Annotated in this window: 18 protein-coding genes; 12 read left to right on the top strand and 6 right to left on the bottom strand. The window is 35.2% G+C overall.

Annotated elements, in window-relative coordinates; all coding sequences use genetic code 11:
• Nucleotides 1–44 precede the first annotated feature (44 nt).
• Nucleotides 45–974, bottom strand: a complete 930-nt coding sequence (locus tag EGI24_RS13080) for a homoserine kinase (RefSeq protein WP_255048873.1) — start codon at nucleotides 972–974, stop codon at nucleotides 45–47.
• 12 nt (nucleotides 975–986) lie between these two features.
• Nucleotides 987–3437, bottom strand: a complete 2451-nt coding sequence (gene thrA, locus EGI24_RS13075; protein ID WP_255048872.1) for a bifunctional aspartate kinase/homoserine dehydrogenase I — start codon at nucleotides 3435–3437, stop codon at nucleotides 987–989.
• A 186-nt stretch (nucleotides 3438–3623) separates the two neighbouring features.
• Here thrA and EGI24_RS13070 point away from each other — a divergent pair, with 186 nt between their 5' ends.
• From EGI24_RS13070 to EGI24_RS13060, 3 genes are read left to right on the top strand one after another with little or no spacing between them, the layout of a single operon-like run.
• Nucleotides 3624–3926 carry an autorepressor SdpR family transcription factor gene (locus EGI24_RS13070; protein WP_255048871.1) on the top strand — a complete coding sequence of 101 codons (303 nt, stop codon included), beginning with the start codon at nucleotides 3624–3626 and terminating at the stop codon, nucleotides 3924–3926.
• Nucleotides 3927–3932: 6 nt separating this feature from the next.
• Nucleotides 3933–5009 (top strand): aminotransferase class V-fold PLP-dependent enzyme, encoded by a 1077-nt coding sequence (locus tag EGI24_RS13065; protein WP_255048870.1) that lies wholly within the window; start codon nucleotides 3933–3935, stop codon nucleotides 5007–5009.
• Between the two features lie 19 nt (nucleotides 5010–5028).
• Nucleotides 5029–5601 (top strand): MarC family protein, encoded by a 573-nt coding sequence (locus tag EGI24_RS13060; protein WP_255048869.1) that lies wholly within the window; start codon nucleotides 5029–5031, stop codon nucleotides 5599–5601.
• Between the two features lie 2 nt (nucleotides 5602–5603).
• On the opposite strand, the gene EGI24_RS13055 is transcribed toward EGI24_RS13060, so the two are convergent.
• Genes EGI24_RS13055 through EGI24_RS13040 form a run of 4 tightly spaced genes read right to left on the bottom strand, consistent with a single transcriptional unit; the run spans nucleotide 5604 to nucleotide 7575 of the window.
• A complete protein-coding gene (locus EGI24_RS13055) occupies nucleotides 5604–6215 on the bottom strand; it encodes a lysoplasmalogenase (RefSeq protein ID WP_255048868.1) in 612 nt (203 codons plus the stop codon).
• 7 nt (nucleotides 6216–6222) lie between these two features.
• Nucleotides 6223–6750 (bottom strand): 5' nucleotidase, NT5C type, encoded by a 528-nt coding sequence (locus EGI24_RS13050; RefSeq protein WP_255048867.1) that lies wholly within the window; start codon nucleotides 6748–6750, stop codon nucleotides 6223–6225.
• 4 nt (nucleotides 6751–6754) lie between these two features.
• Nucleotides 6755–7000 carry a T9SS type A sorting domain-containing protein gene (locus EGI24_RS13045; protein WP_255048866.1) on the bottom strand — a complete coding sequence of 82 codons (246 nt, stop codon included), beginning with the start codon at nucleotides 6998–7000 and terminating at the stop codon, nucleotides 6755–6757.
• Nucleotides 6997–7575, bottom strand: a complete 579-nt coding sequence (locus tag EGI24_RS13040; RefSeq protein ID WP_255048864.1) for a nucleoside triphosphate pyrophosphatase — start codon at nucleotides 7573–7575, stop codon at nucleotides 6997–6999. Before EGI24_RS13040 ends, EGI24_RS13045 begins: the two co-directional genes overlap by 4 nt.
• A gap of 87 nt (nucleotides 7576–7662) precedes the next feature.
• On the opposite strand from EGI24_RS13040, the gene EGI24_RS13035 reads away from it, so the two are divergent.
• The 9 genes from EGI24_RS13035 to EGI24_RS12995 all read left to right on the top strand — a co-directional run.
• Nucleotides 7663–8115, top strand: a complete 453-nt coding sequence (locus EGI24_RS13035; protein WP_255048862.1) for a MarR family winged helix-turn-helix transcriptional regulator — start codon at nucleotides 7663–7665, stop codon at nucleotides 8113–8115.
• Nucleotides 8116–8178: 63 nt separating this feature from the next.
• Complete coding sequence (locus tag EGI24_RS13030) at nucleotides 8179–9360, top strand: lipase family protein (protein WP_255048861.1); 1182 nt, start codon at nucleotides 8179–8181, stop codon at nucleotides 9358–9360.
• 2 nt (nucleotides 9361–9362) lie between these two features.
• Nucleotides 9363–9677: a Dabb family protein gene (locus tag EGI24_RS13025; protein WP_255048860.1), complete on the top strand. Its 315-nt coding sequence runs from the start codon at nucleotides 9363–9365 to the stop codon at nucleotides 9675–9677.
• A 26-nt stretch (nucleotides 9678–9703) separates the two neighbouring features.
• Nucleotides 9704–10969, top strand: a complete 1266-nt coding sequence (locus EGI24_RS13020) for a YncE family protein (protein WP_255048859.1) — start codon at nucleotides 9704–9706, stop codon at nucleotides 10967–10969.
• A gap of 43 nt (nucleotides 10970–11012) precedes the next feature.
• Nucleotides 11013–12206: an ROK family transcriptional regulator gene (locus tag EGI24_RS13015; protein WP_255048858.1), complete on the top strand. Its 1194-nt coding sequence runs from the start codon at nucleotides 11013–11015 to the stop codon at nucleotides 12204–12206.
• 66 nt (nucleotides 12207–12272) lie between these two features.
• Nucleotides 12273–13196, top strand: coding sequence for an aspartate carbamoyltransferase catalytic subunit (locus tag EGI24_RS13010; protein WP_255048857.1), 924 nt, complete (start codon nucleotides 12273–12275; stop codon nucleotides 13194–13196).
• Nucleotides 13197–13200: 4 nt separating this feature from the next.
• Nucleotides 13201–13698, top strand: coding sequence for an NADH-quinone oxidoreductase subunit C (locus EGI24_RS13005; RefSeq protein WP_255048856.1), 498 nt, complete (start codon nucleotides 13201–13203; stop codon nucleotides 13696–13698).
• A gap of 1 nt (nucleotide 13699) precedes the next feature.
• Entirely contained in the window at nucleotides 13700–14197 is a 498-nt protein-coding gene (locus EGI24_RS13000) for a metallophosphoesterase (protein WP_255048855.1), read from the top strand.
• Nucleotides 14194–14699 (top strand): hypothetical protein (locus EGI24_RS12995; protein ID WP_255048854.1); only part of this gene is annotated, 506 nt, incomplete at its 3' end. The genes EGI24_RS13000 and EGI24_RS12995, both read left to right, overlap by 4 nt.

Genomic DNA, 14699 nt, shown 5'->3' with positions numbered 1-14699 from the left:
TTTTAAATTGTTGGAAATGTTATTGTAAATTTTTTCCAACATTATTAGTCTAAAATTTTCGGGCCAACATTGTTTATGGCTGATACATAAGAATTTGTGTGTATCCCCACTTTTTCAAACTCATATTTCATGGCTTTTTCTACTTTCAGAGCAATTTCTTTCCCCTCGGAAAAAGCAAAAATTGAGGGACCAGCACCAGAAATACTACAACCCAAAGCTCCTGCATCAATTGCTGCCATTTTTACTTCAAAAAATTGTGGAATTAGAATAGAACGGATGGGTTCTATGATAAAGTCAACCATCGAGCGACCAATTAAAGCGTAATTTGAACTCATTAAACCTGCTATCATACCTCCCACATTTCCCATTTGAGATATTGCCTTTTTCATTGAGACCTCGTTTTTGAGGATATGACGTGCGTCTTTGGTATTTACCTCAATATCAGGGTGTACGATGGTTACAAAAAGATTTTCTGGCGTTGGTATTTGAAAAAAATCTAGAGGAGCGTAAGACCTAATTACAACAAAACCACCTAGAAGGGCAGGTGCTACATTGTCTGCATGAGCTGAGCCACAAGCGATTCTTTCACCTTCCATGGCAAAAGGCAACAATTCTTTGGTTTCTAGCGGTGAATTCAAAAGTTTATTTACTGCAAAAACCCCAGCCACTGAAGAGGCCGAACTGCTTCCAAGTCCGCTTCCGAGAGGCATTTTTTTATTAAGAATGATATCAAATCCCTGTTTGGAATCTATTTGAGAAAGATACTTTATAATCGGAACTGAGACAGTATTCTTAGCTGGATCTAATGTAAGTTTGCCTTCATCTCCTGTGATTTTCTCAATCACTATTTTATCATCATTTCTTTTTTTTACAATTACTTCGTCGCCAGGATTGTCAACTGCAAGGCCGAAAATGTCAAAACCGCAAGCTACATTGGCCACGGTGGCTGGTGCAAATACGCTGATAGAATCCAATTGATATAGGGTTTACGCTAAAAAACTACTTAAACTGATGATGTCGGCAAATACGCCCATGGCAGTTACTTCTGCACCTGCTCCTGGTCCTTTTATCACTAAAGGGTTATTGAAATACCTTTCTGTTGTAAAGGAAACGATGTTTTCTGAACCAGCCAAATTATAAAAAGGAGGAGATTTTCCAACTGAAGTTAAGCCCAATTTAGCTTTTCCGTTTTCTAAACTTGCTATAAACCTCAAAACTTTTCCTTTTTCGAGAGCTTCGTTTAAAAGGTTTTCATACTGACTGTTTTCATTTTCCAAAACTGCATAAAAATCATCAACTGATTTTGCAGCCATGGCATCTGCACTTAAAAGTGGGATATTTTCAACTTCATTAAATTCTAATTTTATACCACATTCTCTGGCCAAAATCAATATTTTTCTCGCCACATCTGTTCCGCTGAGGTCGTCTCTTGGGTCTGGTTCGGTGAATCCTTTGGCTTTTGCCTCTTTCACTACATCAACAAACTTTAATCCTGCTGCAAAAGTATTGAAAATAAAAGAAAGCGTTCCGCTCAAAACAGCCTCAATTTTATGAATTCTATCTCCACTATTTATCAAACCTTGCAGTGTGTTTATAAGTGGTAATCCAGCTCCCACATTGGTTTCGTAAAGAAACTTCACATTGCGTTTTTTAGCAATGTTTCTAAGAGCCAAATATTCTTCATAAGTACCAGAATTGGCCACTTTGTTGGGTGTAACAATGGATATGTTGCTGTCTAATAGCGGATAATAATATTGAACTATATCCTTGTCAGCCGAGCAGTCTACAAAAATACTATTCGCTAAATTCAGCGTCTGAATATCAGTGATGAATTCGCTCAGATTAATTTTTTCACCAGCTGTTTCCAGGTTTTCCTTCCAATTTTCTAAAGCAATTCCATTAGAATCTAACAGCATTTTTTTAGTATTAGCCAAACCTGTTATTTTGATATTCAGGTTTTTTTCTTTCTTTAAATAGCCAGATTGTTGAGCTATTTGTTTTAAAAGTGTTTTGCCGATTTGTCCACTTGGACCAACCAAATAAAGATTGAGCGTAAATCCATCAATTTCGAAAAATGTTTCATGAATGGCATTCAGAGCCTTTGAAATGTCTTTTTTCTTGATAACCACAGAGATATTCAACTCTGAAGAACCTTGGGCAGTGGCTATAACATTAATACCGTTTTTACCCAAAACAGAGAAAAGCTTTCCAGAAGTACCAGAGCTTGACTTCATGCCTTCGCCCACGACTGCTATAATTGAGAGATTGTTCTGAATGCTTATGTTTTCAATATCGCCATTCAGTATTTCAGCTTTAAAACCATCTTCCAGTATTTCTCTTACGTTTTCAGCCGATTTCGGATCCACTGCAAAACATATTGAATGCTCAGATGATGCTTGCGAAATAAGAATTACAGAGATTTTATTATCTGCTAAAAGACCAAATAATTTGGCCGAAACTCCAGCGACACCTATCATGCCGTTTCCTTGGAGGTTTACGAGTGAAATCTCGTCAATGGAAGAAATACCTGTTATAGAATATCCTTTTTGATTTATTTCTTTAGAAATGGTTGTTCCTGAATGCGAACTTTCAAAAGTATTCAGGACTTTTATAGGTATGTTTTTTATAAAAGCAGGAACTAAACTCGGTGGATAAATTACTTTGGCACCAAAGTGCGAAAGCTCCATGGCCTCTGAATATGATATATCAGGAATTGTAAAAGCGTTTTTTACTTTTCTGGGGTCTGCGGTCATCATGCCGTTCACGTCCGTCCAGATTTCTATAACTTCAGAGCCCAAAGCAGCACCAATTATAGAAGCAGTGTAATCGGAGCCGCCTCTACCTAAGGTAGTTGTTATGTTGTCTTTATTAGATGCTATGAATCCAGTTATGCAATAAACTTGGTTTTTTTCAGCTAGGGAGCTATTAATTAAGGCATTGGTTTTTTCAAAATCAACTTCTGCAAAACCAAAGTTGCTATTGGTTTTTATGATATCTCGGGCATCTATGTATTTGGCATTTATGCCTTTTTCGTTTAACACAAAAGTGATAATTTGGGTTGAAAGTCTTTCTCCAAAGCTAAGCAAAAGGTCCATGGTTCTAATGCTCAATTCTCTGATAAAGGTGATTCCTTTCAAAAGGTCTTCTATTTCATTAAAATTACCTTTGATTTTAGCAATAATAGAGCTTTGAGATTTTACGTCAACCAAAGCTCGGATGGCAGAAAAGTGTCTTTCTTCGATACTTTGAAGAACATCTAAATACTTTAAATCTCCTTTTGATGCTAAGGTGCCAATTTCTATTAATTTATTCGTAACGCCACCCATTGCAGAATAAACTACAGCAATTGGTTGTTTATTTTCAGAGATTATACGGATTACTTGATTTATACTATCTACTGTACCAACAGAGGTGCCACCAAATTTGAGGACTTTCATATCAAAGAATTTTGTCAGAAAAAGGCTTGAAGCCACTTACGTTATATATGTGGCAAATATACCAATTATTATGCCCTTACCGAAATATCCATTTGGAATTCTGACAAAAAACCTAAAAAAAACGAGGTTTTGTTTGTTTTCTAAATCTTTAATTAGTTATTTGTACAATTAAATAGTTAATTTATTATGAATAATATTTTCAGGGCTTTAAATGATGCTTCTCGAAGGGAAATTTTGGAAATTCTTCGATTGGGGGATGCCACGGCAGGCGAAATTTCAGATAGATTTAATATGTCAAAACCCAGTATTTCACATCATTTGGACTTGTTGAGGCAGGCAGACTTAGTGAATTCAAAGAAAAAAGGACAATTTGTAATATATTCTATCAACTTGCCCGCACTGGACGAGACCATCAATTGGTTTCAAATGTTTAAGCCTGAGGCTATTGCCGAAAAACCAAGAATTAGGATTCCATTAAGTCAGTATTGATTATTTATGATTAATTTCTATCCAGGGCCATCCAAGGTTTATGACAGATTAAAAGACTTTTCTAAAGAAGCCTTTGAATCCGGTATTTTGGAGCAAAATCATAGAAGTCAACCTTTTATGGATTTGTTGCAGGAAACCATTAGTTTGTTAAAGAAACATCTAAATATACCCGAGAATTACAAAGTTTACTTTACTTCTTCAGCTACGGAATGTTGGGAGATATGTGCACAGTCATTAATTAGGGGTAAAGTGCAGTTTTTGTATAACGGAGCGTTTGGTAAAAAATGGTTTAAATATACGGTTACTAATCCCCAGATAAATGCAACGACTAATTATGAACTGCCGACCATTCGAGGTACCCGTTTTTTTATAAACCAGAAAGTTGAGGAAGTTGAAATTGATCATGAAAATGATGTGGTTTGTTGGGTTTCAAGCGAAACCTCAAATGGCACACATACCTCGTTTGAATCCATAAAGAAACTGAAAGAAAAATCACCAAAAGCCCTTTTGGTAGTAGATGCTACTTCATCTTTAGGTGGAGAGAATTATGATGTTGCTGATGCAGATGTTTGGTTTTCGTCTAGCCAAAAGTGCTTTGGAATGCCTTCCGGATTAGGGATAATGGTCGTTTCTCCATTGGCTTTGGAACGGGCCATTGAAATTAATGAACGAAATCATTACAATAGCCTGATTTTTATAGAGGAAAATTTTAAAAAATTTCAAACACATTATACGCCAAATATTCTGGGTATTTATCTGTTTAAGCGACTTTTGGAAACATTACCCAATATCAATTATGTTTCTGAAAAATTATACAAACGATCCGATAGGATTATTGATTTTTTTGAAAATAGTGAGTATTTTGATTTGCTTGTAGAAAACCCTGATACTAGGTCCAAAACTGTAGTGGCCATAGTGCCAAGAGATATGGAAATAGCTATCAAGTTTTTTAAAGAAAATGAGGTAATCATCGGTAAAGGTTACGGTGAATGGAAAAATAATACACTCCGAATTGCCAACTTTCCGGCCATTCCAGATGAAGATTTTGAAGAGCTTTTTAGGCTTTTGGAGAATTATGTTTAATTTCGAAAAAAAATAAACCATGAATTTCGATTTCAAAGAAATACTATCCGTCTCACTCATACTTTTTTCGATTATTGATATTTTGGGTTCCATTCCCATTATTTTGAATTTGAGGAAAAAGCTGGGGCATATTCATGCTGAGAGGATTACAATTATCTCTGGAAGTTTAATGTTTGGCTATTTGTTTTTGGGTACCAAAATCCTTCAATTATTTGGTGTTGATGTGAAGTCTTTTGCAATGGCAGGAGCATTGATTTTATTGATTATTGGCTTCGAAATGATACTAGGAAGGGAGATTTTTAAACACAATACCACGAATGAAGGCAAGGGTAGTTCGATAGTGCCGCTTGCCTTTCCTATTATTGCCGGAGCCGGTACAATGACCTCACTTATTTCTTTAAAGGCTGCCTATCAAGATGTTAATATCGTTGTGGGGATTTTGGTAAATCTCGTTTTGATATTCATTGTCTTAAAATCTTCCGCCTGGTTAGAGAGAAAAATGGAACCTGGAACAGTGGAAGTGCTACAAAAAGTTTTTGGGCTAATTCTGTTGGCTATAGCCATCAAATTAATAAAAGCCAATATTGTTTAATTCTACTTTTTTGACCAGCCCAAAACTATTAAAAATTGTGCTAAACCATAAGTGCTCATTACCCAAAAAGAACTAGCGGGCAGTGGAGCGTAGAATTTGTTATAGGCTATTAATGAATCAGATATGATGAAAAGTACAGAACCCATCAGTACCAAATTGTATGATGAATTGTTTGTTTTTCTTCCAGCTGCGAAAATTCCCATCAATGTAATAACGAGACAATAAACACTTACAGGAATCAATAGATTCGGGTCAATTCCGCTTTTTATAAACATAAAATAACTTAATGTTGCACCAACAAAAGGAAATATGCTCATTAGGTTAAATTTGAATTGGCCTTTGAAAAGAAGAATGTAAAAAACATGGGCCATTAAAAAAGCACCCAAGCCAAGCATAAAATAAAGTTCTCCGCCAAACATTAAAAATACATCACCTAAAAGACTAAAAAACAAGGCAATGTATAAGTATTTCTCTTTGATATTTAGCTGATATGCCATCAGCATCAGCATGGGCATCAATAGTGGTTTGGTGATTTTAACCAATGAATTTTGATGCGAGGTACTAAAGTAAATCTCGATCGCCAGTAAGATGAAAAAAGCAATTCTAACTAACATAATCTTCTCAGTTGAAAAAGTATTTATGAATTTCCTGCCAATTGTATACTCTGTGGTAGCCAGTCAATAGTTTGTTGTGCATGGCGTCAAAGAGCAAAGTTTCACCTTGGAAGGTCTTGAGGTTTTTCTCGTGGTCATCTATCATTACGTCACCTTTTACTATGGATTTATCTCCACAAAGCATGAAATTTTTCCATGAAATGAATGGGAAATGTTCAGCCATCCAATCATATTTTTCTCTGAGAGAATTTGGGAATTCTGTGGCTGCTGAAACTACGTAAACTTTGTGTTTTTCTGATAATTCCTTTACCACTTCCTGGGCATCGGGCATCACTTTTAAATTACCAAAAAATCCAGGCTCAAAAAGCTGTGGTCTGTAAGGTTTATGTCCATTTGAGTTTATGAATTCGTAGAAGTCTCTTTCGTTAAAGAAATTTTTGTCGACAGAAGTTTCGTTTAATTCATTAAAGATTTCTAATATCCTTGCACTTGCATCCGCAAGAACATCGTCCATGTCTATTATTATTGTTTTCATTTTCTTATGGGTGATAGCCTTTAACTATTTTTTTAGACCTTATTAAACTTCCTTGATTTACTAGGACAAAATAAATTCCATCGTCAAGTCCAGTTAAATCAAAATCATGAAGGCTTTTGTCATGGGTAGCCTCTTGCAAAATGCGGCCTGAGAGATTTTGAAGTTCAAAATGTGTCTCTTTGTCATCAGGCACACGAACATAAACTTTGTCGTCTTGTTCGTTCAAAAATATCGTAATGTCGTCTTTCATTCAAAAATAATGTAAGGCTGTAAAGCTTTGTAAATGAGGTGTATAGGTAATCCCATTACTGTATAAAATGAACCTTCAATTTTAGGAATTCCAATCATCCCTATAAAATCTTGGACACCATAAGCCCCCGCTTTGTCTAAAGGATGAAAGTTTTTTATGTAAAACCAAATTTCGGCTTCGGTAAGTTCCTCAAAAGTTACACTTGTGATATCAATAAAGCTTTGATAGTCAATCCCGTTTTTTATACAAACACCAGACACAACTTCATGCTTTTTGCCACTTAAACTTGATAGCATTTCAAAAGCTTCATTTTCGTTTTGAGGCTTATTGATGATTCTGTTTTCTAAAACTACCACTGTATCAGCCGTTAAAATTAGATAGTTTTCATCAAAATCTTCAAAACATTCAGCTTTCTTTCTCGCCAATAATTCAGGCACTTTTTCAAAGTGGGTAATCGGGTCAAATTCCTCTGAAGTTGGCCTTACAATCACTTCAAAATCAAAGCCTGCTGAGCTAAGTATTTCCTTCCTCCTTGGCGAATTTGACCCTAATATCAGCTTTTTAGTAAGTTTCATCGAATATATTTTCTTGGCTTGAAAAAATATTTTACATTTGTAATATATGTAAATACATTTATTTAGCCTTTGTCAAAATGCAAAAGTATGAGTTTAGAACAGGAAATAAAACAAACCAAGCCTTTTAAAAGCAATTACGAGAAAACATTGGTCAATATCATGTTTACGAATAATTGGATTCATTTTAAGCAAAATAAATATCTTAAGAAGTTTGATATAAGCATTCAGCAATACAATGTTTTGCGGATTCTGAATGGTCAAAAAGACCAGCCGATTACCATAAATGAGATTATTGACAGAATGCTCGATAAAATGTCCAATGCATCAAGACTTGTAGATAAACTTTTTGCCAAAGGATATGTAAGTCGTGATCAAAAAGTAGGAAATCGCAGAGCATGTGATGTGAAAATAACACCAAAAGGTAAAAGCTTTTTAGAAGAAGTAACCAAATCAATCAATGGTATTGAAAAAGACATGAATAAGCTGAATGACGCTGAATTTGAGGAATTGAATAGCTTATTGGACAAATTGAGAAACTAAATACAATCCACGTTTGTATAGAGCGTTGAAGAATTAAAAATATTAATAAAAATGAGATTGGAAATGAAATTTGATTTGAAGTGGCTATTTTTTGTTTTGGTGTTTTTTGTTTCTTGCGAAAAAGACGATGTTCTTGAGTATGATAATTATTTGGTTTCTTCCTCAGAAGTAAAAAAATATTCGAAAGCAGAATTCTTAACCACACTTTCTTCGGTTTTTGGTGCACAAAGTGCTCAAGTGTCCTTTTTAGTGAGGTCAGGAATTAGTCTTCATAAAATTTCCTATTTGACCAAAACTCCTGAGGGCACTCAAATTACAGCCTCTGGAGCAATTATTATACCTACAGACTTAACAGAGCCTTTGGCTCTAGGAAGCGTTCAGCATGGGACAATTTCTGATAATAGCCAAGCTCCCTCTTACTTTAATCAGCAGTCAGAGAGTGCATTAGGTCAGTTTTTTGCTTCTACAGGTTTGATTATCGCCATGCCTGATTACCTAGGTTATGGTGATTCCCAGAATTATCCGCACCCTTACGAACACAAAACAGGGTTGGCCCAGGCGAATGTAGATTTTCTTTTGGCAGTAAAAGAATTTATCAAAAAAGAAGGTATAAATTGGAACAACAATCTCTTGATGGCTGGCTATTCAGAAGGTGGTTATGCCACATTGGCTACTCAAAAATTGATTGAAGAAAAATATAGTTCTCAATTCACTTTGAAAGCTTCTAGCTGCGGTGCAGGAGCCTATGATAAAACCAAAACTTTGGAGTCGTTTATAAATTCTAAAACAAGTGGAGAATCTACGAATAATCGTTCTTATATTTGGGTTTTGTTGACATATGATAGACTTTATGGGTTCAATAGGCCCGTTACAGATTATTTTGCAGAGCCCTATGCTTCTGATATCAAAATCAACAAGCAAAACGTGACCATTTCTAAAAGTTTTAATGAAATTTTAAACCCGACCTTTGTGGCTGGACTTAAAAACAAAACCGAAACTAAATGGCTCGAAGCCATCAAAGATAATGATATAACGGAATGGAAATCAAAAGTTCCGACTAGGTTATATCATGGAGATGCTGACACTTTTGTGCCGTTTTTTAACTCTGAATCAGCTCAAAAGGGTATGACGGCGAAAGGTTCAAGTCAGGTGACGTTGGAGAAAGTAGGGGGAGGTACACACGGTTCGTCAATACAGTTTTTTCTTTTAGGAACATTAGATTTATTTAATACTTATAAAAATTAACCATGGGAAATTTAAAAACAGGATTTGTTCATACTGTATTTTTTTGGCTAAAAGAAAAAGAAAACGAAGCCCACAGAAAGCAGTTACATGAGGGTTTATTAGAATTATCAAAAATCGCTGAAATTGGCGATGCTTACGTAGGACAGGCTGCACCAACAGACCGCGAGGTTATTGATAACACTTATGATTTTAGTATTACTTTCGTTTTTGATACCGCTGCCAATCAAGATATATACCAAGACCATCCTGACCATCACGCTTTTATCGCAAAATGTTCCTCGCTCTGGGATAGGGTGAAAGTATATGACGCTTGTTAATTTTGATAAGTTTTAATTTAAAGATTTTGAAGAATTTTTTATTTATATTGATTTCCTGTTGTTCAGTTTCTGCCCAAACGATCAATTTTGACGCTAAAGGTCTTATTTATCTTCAGGATTCTGATTTTGGTTCATTCAGCTACACTACAAAAAAAATTGATAAAGCTGGACTAGACAAAATGGGGTCTTTTATGTTTCCACTCCAATATGAGGATTCATATAATAACTCAGAGCAAATTGTTTCAAACTCGGTAATGGACAATTTTAAGTCGATTGCTCTCAAGTCAGATAATCGACTGTGTTATGTTCTTGAATCAAAAGGGCCACTAAAAAAAGATGAGAAGGCAGCCTCTTTTGCAGGCTTACCAGATGGTGGTTATGTTAGTGTAATAGATATTTCCAATCTAAGAAATCTCAAACCCGATTACAGATTCCCCGTTGCATTAAATCCCAAAGCCATTGCTCTTAGTAAAAACAATGAGTATTTGGCCGTAGCTGCTGAAGGTTATAATCAAGAATTGCAGATATTTGAATTGAATGAATTCGGAAAACCTATCAGAGTAATTGCAAAGCCTTCTCAAATGGCAAATGGAGCTGTATCGGATGTTATTTGGCACCCAAAAGAGGATTATTTGGTCTATATAAAACAGGATACCAAAGAAATTGGTCTTGTGAAAATTATCAAAGACGGACCTTCTCAAAAGATTATCAGACTGGAACAATCTGGTAGTACTATAAAATTGGATGGATTACCCAAAACTGGTCTTTTTACCAACAATGGTAAGTATTTTTTGGTGTTAGATACGCATAATCCAATAAGTCCTGAGGCCGCAAATGGTCAAGTATTTGTGATTAAGTTTAATTTAGAGGATCAAGGGAGCCATTCACTCATTTCCAAAGCTTTTGTTGAAGAAAACCCCACAGCAATGACTATTAATCCTGAAGGGAATAGTGTATTGGTAACCAACGCTAAAAAGTCATTCGAGTATCCGATTAATGAAAGAACCACTGGTAAGTCCTCGTTGTCGGTTCTAGATCTGTCTCCAGATGGTACTTTAACGAATAAAAATAATTTACTATTAAACGGCATATTGCCTTCTGGTTTGAGTTTTGACAAAACAGGGAAGAATTTTGCCATTAGTTTTTTTCAGTATTTAGATTTTGGAAAACCTAGTGCTGGTATTGATTTTTACAAATTTTCAGCTGGTCTAAACCCAAAGGTAGAAAAACAGGCTTCAAGGATAAATACTTCAAAAGGCATTCATTTTTTGAAAGTTATTGAAGATTTTTAATAAGTTTACTATTAATATTTAATTAGCCGCTTAAGTGTAAATTATGGAGCCATTAGCTGAACCGTTCTCTTCTGTTGTAGAAATAAAGAAAAATCAATACATCGTTGAGATTCTTCGTGAAATCTATGCTTCAGGTGCAATTACCATAGCCCAATTGGCCAAGAAACTTCATACGAGTGTACCTTCTATTACTGTATACATCAATGAATTGATTAAAGAAGAGTGGATTCTTGAAGTAGGAGCTTCAAAAACTAAATCTGGACGCAGGCCTAGCTTGTTCGATTTAAATCCGAATAAAAATCTTTGTGTAATTGTTGACATCAATATTTATGAAACAAATTTTTATTTATTGAATCTTAGAAACGAAATTCTAAGACAAAGCTCATCCCCTACAGACATCAATGCTGTTGATATTGTGGAGAAATTAAAATTAGAAACAGAAATTTTTATCGGTAAAAGTGAAGTTTGGGCTGTGGGAATATCTTCACCAGGTTTATTGAGTATTGAAAAAGGACTTAATTATACCTATCCCCACCACAACCAAAATAACCTGTCTCTTGATGCTGTTTTAGAAGATTATTTGAATATTCCTACCTTTATTACGCATGATACACAAGCCTCGATGTTGGGAGAGCATCATTTTGGATTGGCTAAAAATAAGGAAAATGTATTGTTGATTAATCTAGATTGGGGTATTGGACTCGGCATTATGTGTAATGGGCAAATAATACGAGGGGCTGATGGATTTGCTGGAGAATTGGGTCATATACAAATCAAACCTGACGGTGCATTGTGTCATTGTGGAAAAAAAGGTTGCCTAGAAACAGTTGCTTCTGCTTTAGCATTGATAAATAAAGCCAAACAAGGATTGGCAGAAGGAAAAACTTCTACGCTTTCCTTGAAAAAAGGTGAAATATCCCTTGAAGATGTCATAGAAGCGGCATTAAGAGGTGATGAGTTTTGTATTGACTTGATTTTTGACATTGGCCGGGAATTGGGTAAAGGCTTATCTATTGCCATTCATATGTTTAATCCGGAGGTTATAATAATCGACGGTATCATGACCAAAGCAGGTGAACTTATCGTTTCTACACTAAATCAGGCTATAAATAAGTACTGTTTAACAGACTTTAAGAAAAATCTCAAAGTGCTCATTTCGCCTATGGGTGAGAAAGCCAAAATTTTTGGAGCTAAATCTTTGGTATTCGCCAAAATGCTAGATTTGAAGAATTATTGATTTTAATGAGTGTTTTTTCTCCTAAATATTTAATAATTGTTACTTTTGTAAAATTATTAATCATAGATGGATTCTCTAAGTACGCGACATTTATTAGGAATAAAAAATATCACAGAAAACGATATTAATTTAATACTTGAAACGGCGAAAGAATTTAAAGAAGTCATCAATAGGCCGATCAAAAAAGTTCCTTCTCTCAGAGACATAACAATAGCCAATCTCTTTTTTGAAAACTCTACCCGTACTAGATTATCCTTCGAATTAGCAGAAAAAAGGCTTTCAGCAGATACCATAAATTTTACTTCAGCAGGTAGTTCTGTGAAAAAAGGGGAGACCTTACTGGATACTGTTAACAACATATTGGCTATGAAAGTGGATATGGTGGTTATGAGGCATAGCAGTCCAGGTGCTCCACATTTTCTTTCAAATAAAATAAAAGCCAATATTGTAAATGCAGGTGATGGTACCCATGAGCATCCTACTCAGGCACTATTGGATGCTTTCTCGATGCAAGAAAAAATCGGTGATTTGAGTGGGAAAAAAATTGCAATTATCGGAGATATTCTTCATTCAAGAGTAGCCCTTTCTAATATATTTTGTTTACAAAAGATGGGTGCAGATGTTAGAGTATGCGGTCCAAAGACTTTAATACCTAAATATTTGACTTCTCTAGGCGTTCAAGTTTTTGAAAATGTTCGTGAAGCCTTGGCTTGGTGCGATGTGGCCAATGTGTTGAGAATTCAATTGGAAAGACAGCAACTGAAATATTTTCCATCTTTAAGAGAATATTCTCTGTATTTTGGGATAAACAAAAATATCCTAGACGAGTTAAATAGAGAAATTGTCCTAATGCATCCAGGACCAATAAATAGGGGAGTAGAACTGAGCTCAGATGCTGCGGATTCAAATCATTCCATTATATTGGATCAGGTGGAGAACGGAGTGGCAGTTAGAATGGCGGTTATGTTTCTTTTGGCTCAAAAAAATTAACAAAATGGATTTTTCAATAAGTGGTGAAGTGTCTTTGAAAATCAATTCTGAATTGAAAATAGACAACAAGTTTATTGAGAATGTTCAGCAGCCTTTTATACTGCTGTCGGCCGAAAATTTATTGCCTGTTTGTGAATTTCTACATGCTAGTCCTTTATTCTATTTTGATTTTTTAAACTGTATTACGGCCATTGACAATGGAGTTGAGTCGGGTAAAATTGACTTGATTTATCATTTGAGTTCAATTCCCTTCGAAAAATCTGTCGTTCTTAAAGTGCAAATAGATAGGGACTTAGACGCCGAAGGTCTTGTTGATTCAGTCTCAGGCGTCTGGAAGACAGCCAATTGGCACGAAAGAGAAGTCTATGATTTCTTTGGAGTTAAATTCAATAATCATCCTGATTTACGTAGAATTCTTCTTCCTGCCGATTGGCACGGATATCCCATGAGAAAAGATTATGAAGAGCAAGAGGCCTACCACGGTATAAAAGTGAAATACTAAAATGGCTCTCATTGGCCTCATTTCTGACACGCATTCCTACTTAGATACTGCCGTATTTGAGCATTTCAAGAACTGTGACGAGATATGGCATATGGGAGATATTGGTGATAGATCGGTATTAGATCAATTGACTTCTTTTAAACCAGTTAAAGCTGTATTTGGCAACATTGAAACCCAAGAACTCAGACACGAAATCCCCGAAGATTTAATTTTTGAAATTGAAGGCCTTAAAGTTTTTATGACGCATATTGGTAGCTTGCCTGGTAAATATTCGGCTAGAATAAAAAAAATCATTAAATTTCATCAACCAAACTTGTTTATTTGTGGCCATTCCCATATTTTGAGAGTAATTAAAGATCCAGCCAACAACGGCATGGTATATTTAAACCCTGGGGCAGCAGGCAAGCATGGTTTTCATCAGATAAGAACATTGATTAGAATGCAAATAGAACAATCTAAAATCACGAATTTAGAAGTGATAGAACTAGGAAAACGATGAAAATATTTTTCGCTTTATTTTTGGTTTTTATTACATTTTCGCATCATTCAATCGGCCAATTGGTTGAATCAGTGGATGTTGAGATTCCTTTGGATAATAATCTAGAGGATGACTTCAGCGTGGTTTCTTTAGATACCAATGGTGTTTTGTTAATGAATTTTCAGGTTTCAGTTTTTGGTAAAAAAGGTAGATTGAATTTTGTCAAATATGATAAAGATTTGAAAAGTCAATGGACAAATACCATAGATCCGGGCGTAACTTTTCAATTAGTTAAGTATTTTAAGGCCGAAGATTATCTATTTTGTCTTTTACAGGAGACCGATAGTCGGAAAATTAAAATTGTAAAAATTGATTTAGAAAGAGGCGATGCCATTACCACCGAATCCACCATGCTCACAGACATGGATGTAGAGTTTTTTGCGGCAATAGAAACCAAAGTAATTATTTTGGGAAGTTATAATGATAGACCTGTGGCTGAACTTCATCGATTGTTTGATCAAAC

It is taken from the genome of Lacihabitans sp. CS3-21 (assembly GCF_024343675.1).
Taxonomy (GTDB): Bacteria; Bacteroidota; Bacteroidia; order Cytophagales; family Spirosomataceae; genus Leadbetterella.
Note: the sequence above shows the minus strand (reverse complement) of the source record. Positions and strands in the feature narration are given on the sequence as shown.

What these genes read in the sequence shown, in the direction of transcription:
- EGI24_RS13015 (WP_255048858.1), top strand. Translation starts at nt 11,013, where the DNA reads ATGGAGCCATTAGCTGAACCGTTCTCTTCTGTTGTAGAAATAAAGAAA.
- EGI24_RS13050 (WP_255048867.1), bottom strand. Translation starts at nt 6,750, where the DNA reads ATGAAAACAATAATAATAGACATGGACGATGTTCTTGCGGATGCAAGT.
- EGI24_RS13030 (WP_255048861.1), top strand. Translation starts at nt 8,179, where the DNA reads ATGAAATTTGATTTGAAGTGGCTATTTTTTGTTTTGGTGTTTTTTGTT.
- EGI24_RS13005 (WP_255048856.1), top strand. Translation starts at nt 13,201, where the DNA reads ATGGATTTTTCAATAAGTGGTGAAGTGTCTTTGAAAATCAATTCTGAA.
- EGI24_RS13070 (WP_255048871.1), top strand. Translation starts at nt 3,624, where the DNA reads ATGAATAATATTTTCAGGGCTTTAAATGATGCTTCTCGAAGGGAAATT.
- EGI24_RS13060 (WP_255048869.1), top strand. Translation starts at nt 5,029, where the DNA reads ATGAATTTCGATTTCAAAGAAATACTATCCGTCTCACTCATACTTTTT.
- EGI24_RS13045 (WP_255048866.1), bottom strand. Translation starts at nt 7,000, where the DNA reads ATGAAAGACGACATTACGATATTTTTGAACGAACAAGACGACAAAGTT.
- EGI24_RS13035 (WP_255048862.1), top strand. Translation starts at nt 7,663, where the DNA reads ATGAGTTTAGAACAGGAAATAAAACAAACCAAGCCTTTTAAAAGCAAT.
- EGI24_RS13055 (WP_255048868.1), bottom strand. Translation starts at nt 6,215, where the DNA reads ATGTTAGTTAGAATTGCTTTTTTCATCTTACTGGCGATCGAGATTTAC.
- thrA (WP_255048872.1), bottom strand. Translation starts at nt 3,437, where the DNA reads ATGAAAGTCCTCAAATTTGGTGGCACCTCTGTTGGTACAGTAGATAGT.
- EGI24_RS13000 (WP_255048855.1), top strand. Translation starts at nt 13,700, where the DNA reads ATGGCTCTCATTGGCCTCATTTCTGACACGCATTCCTACTTAGATACT.
- EGI24_RS13010 (WP_255048857.1), top strand. Translation starts at nt 12,273, where the DNA reads ATGGATTCTCTAAGTACGCGACATTTATTAGGAATAAAAAATATCACA.
- EGI24_RS13025 (WP_255048860.1), top strand. Translation starts at nt 9,363, where the DNA reads ATGGGAAATTTAAAAACAGGATTTGTTCATACTGTATTTTTTTGGCTA.
- EGI24_RS13065 (WP_255048870.1), top strand. Translation starts at nt 3,933, where the DNA reads ATGATTAATTTCTATCCAGGGCCATCCAAGGTTTATGACAGATTAAAA.
- EGI24_RS13040 (WP_255048864.1), bottom strand. Translation starts at nt 7,575, where the DNA reads ATGAAACTTACTAAAAAGCTGATATTAGGGTCAAATTCGCCAAGGAGG.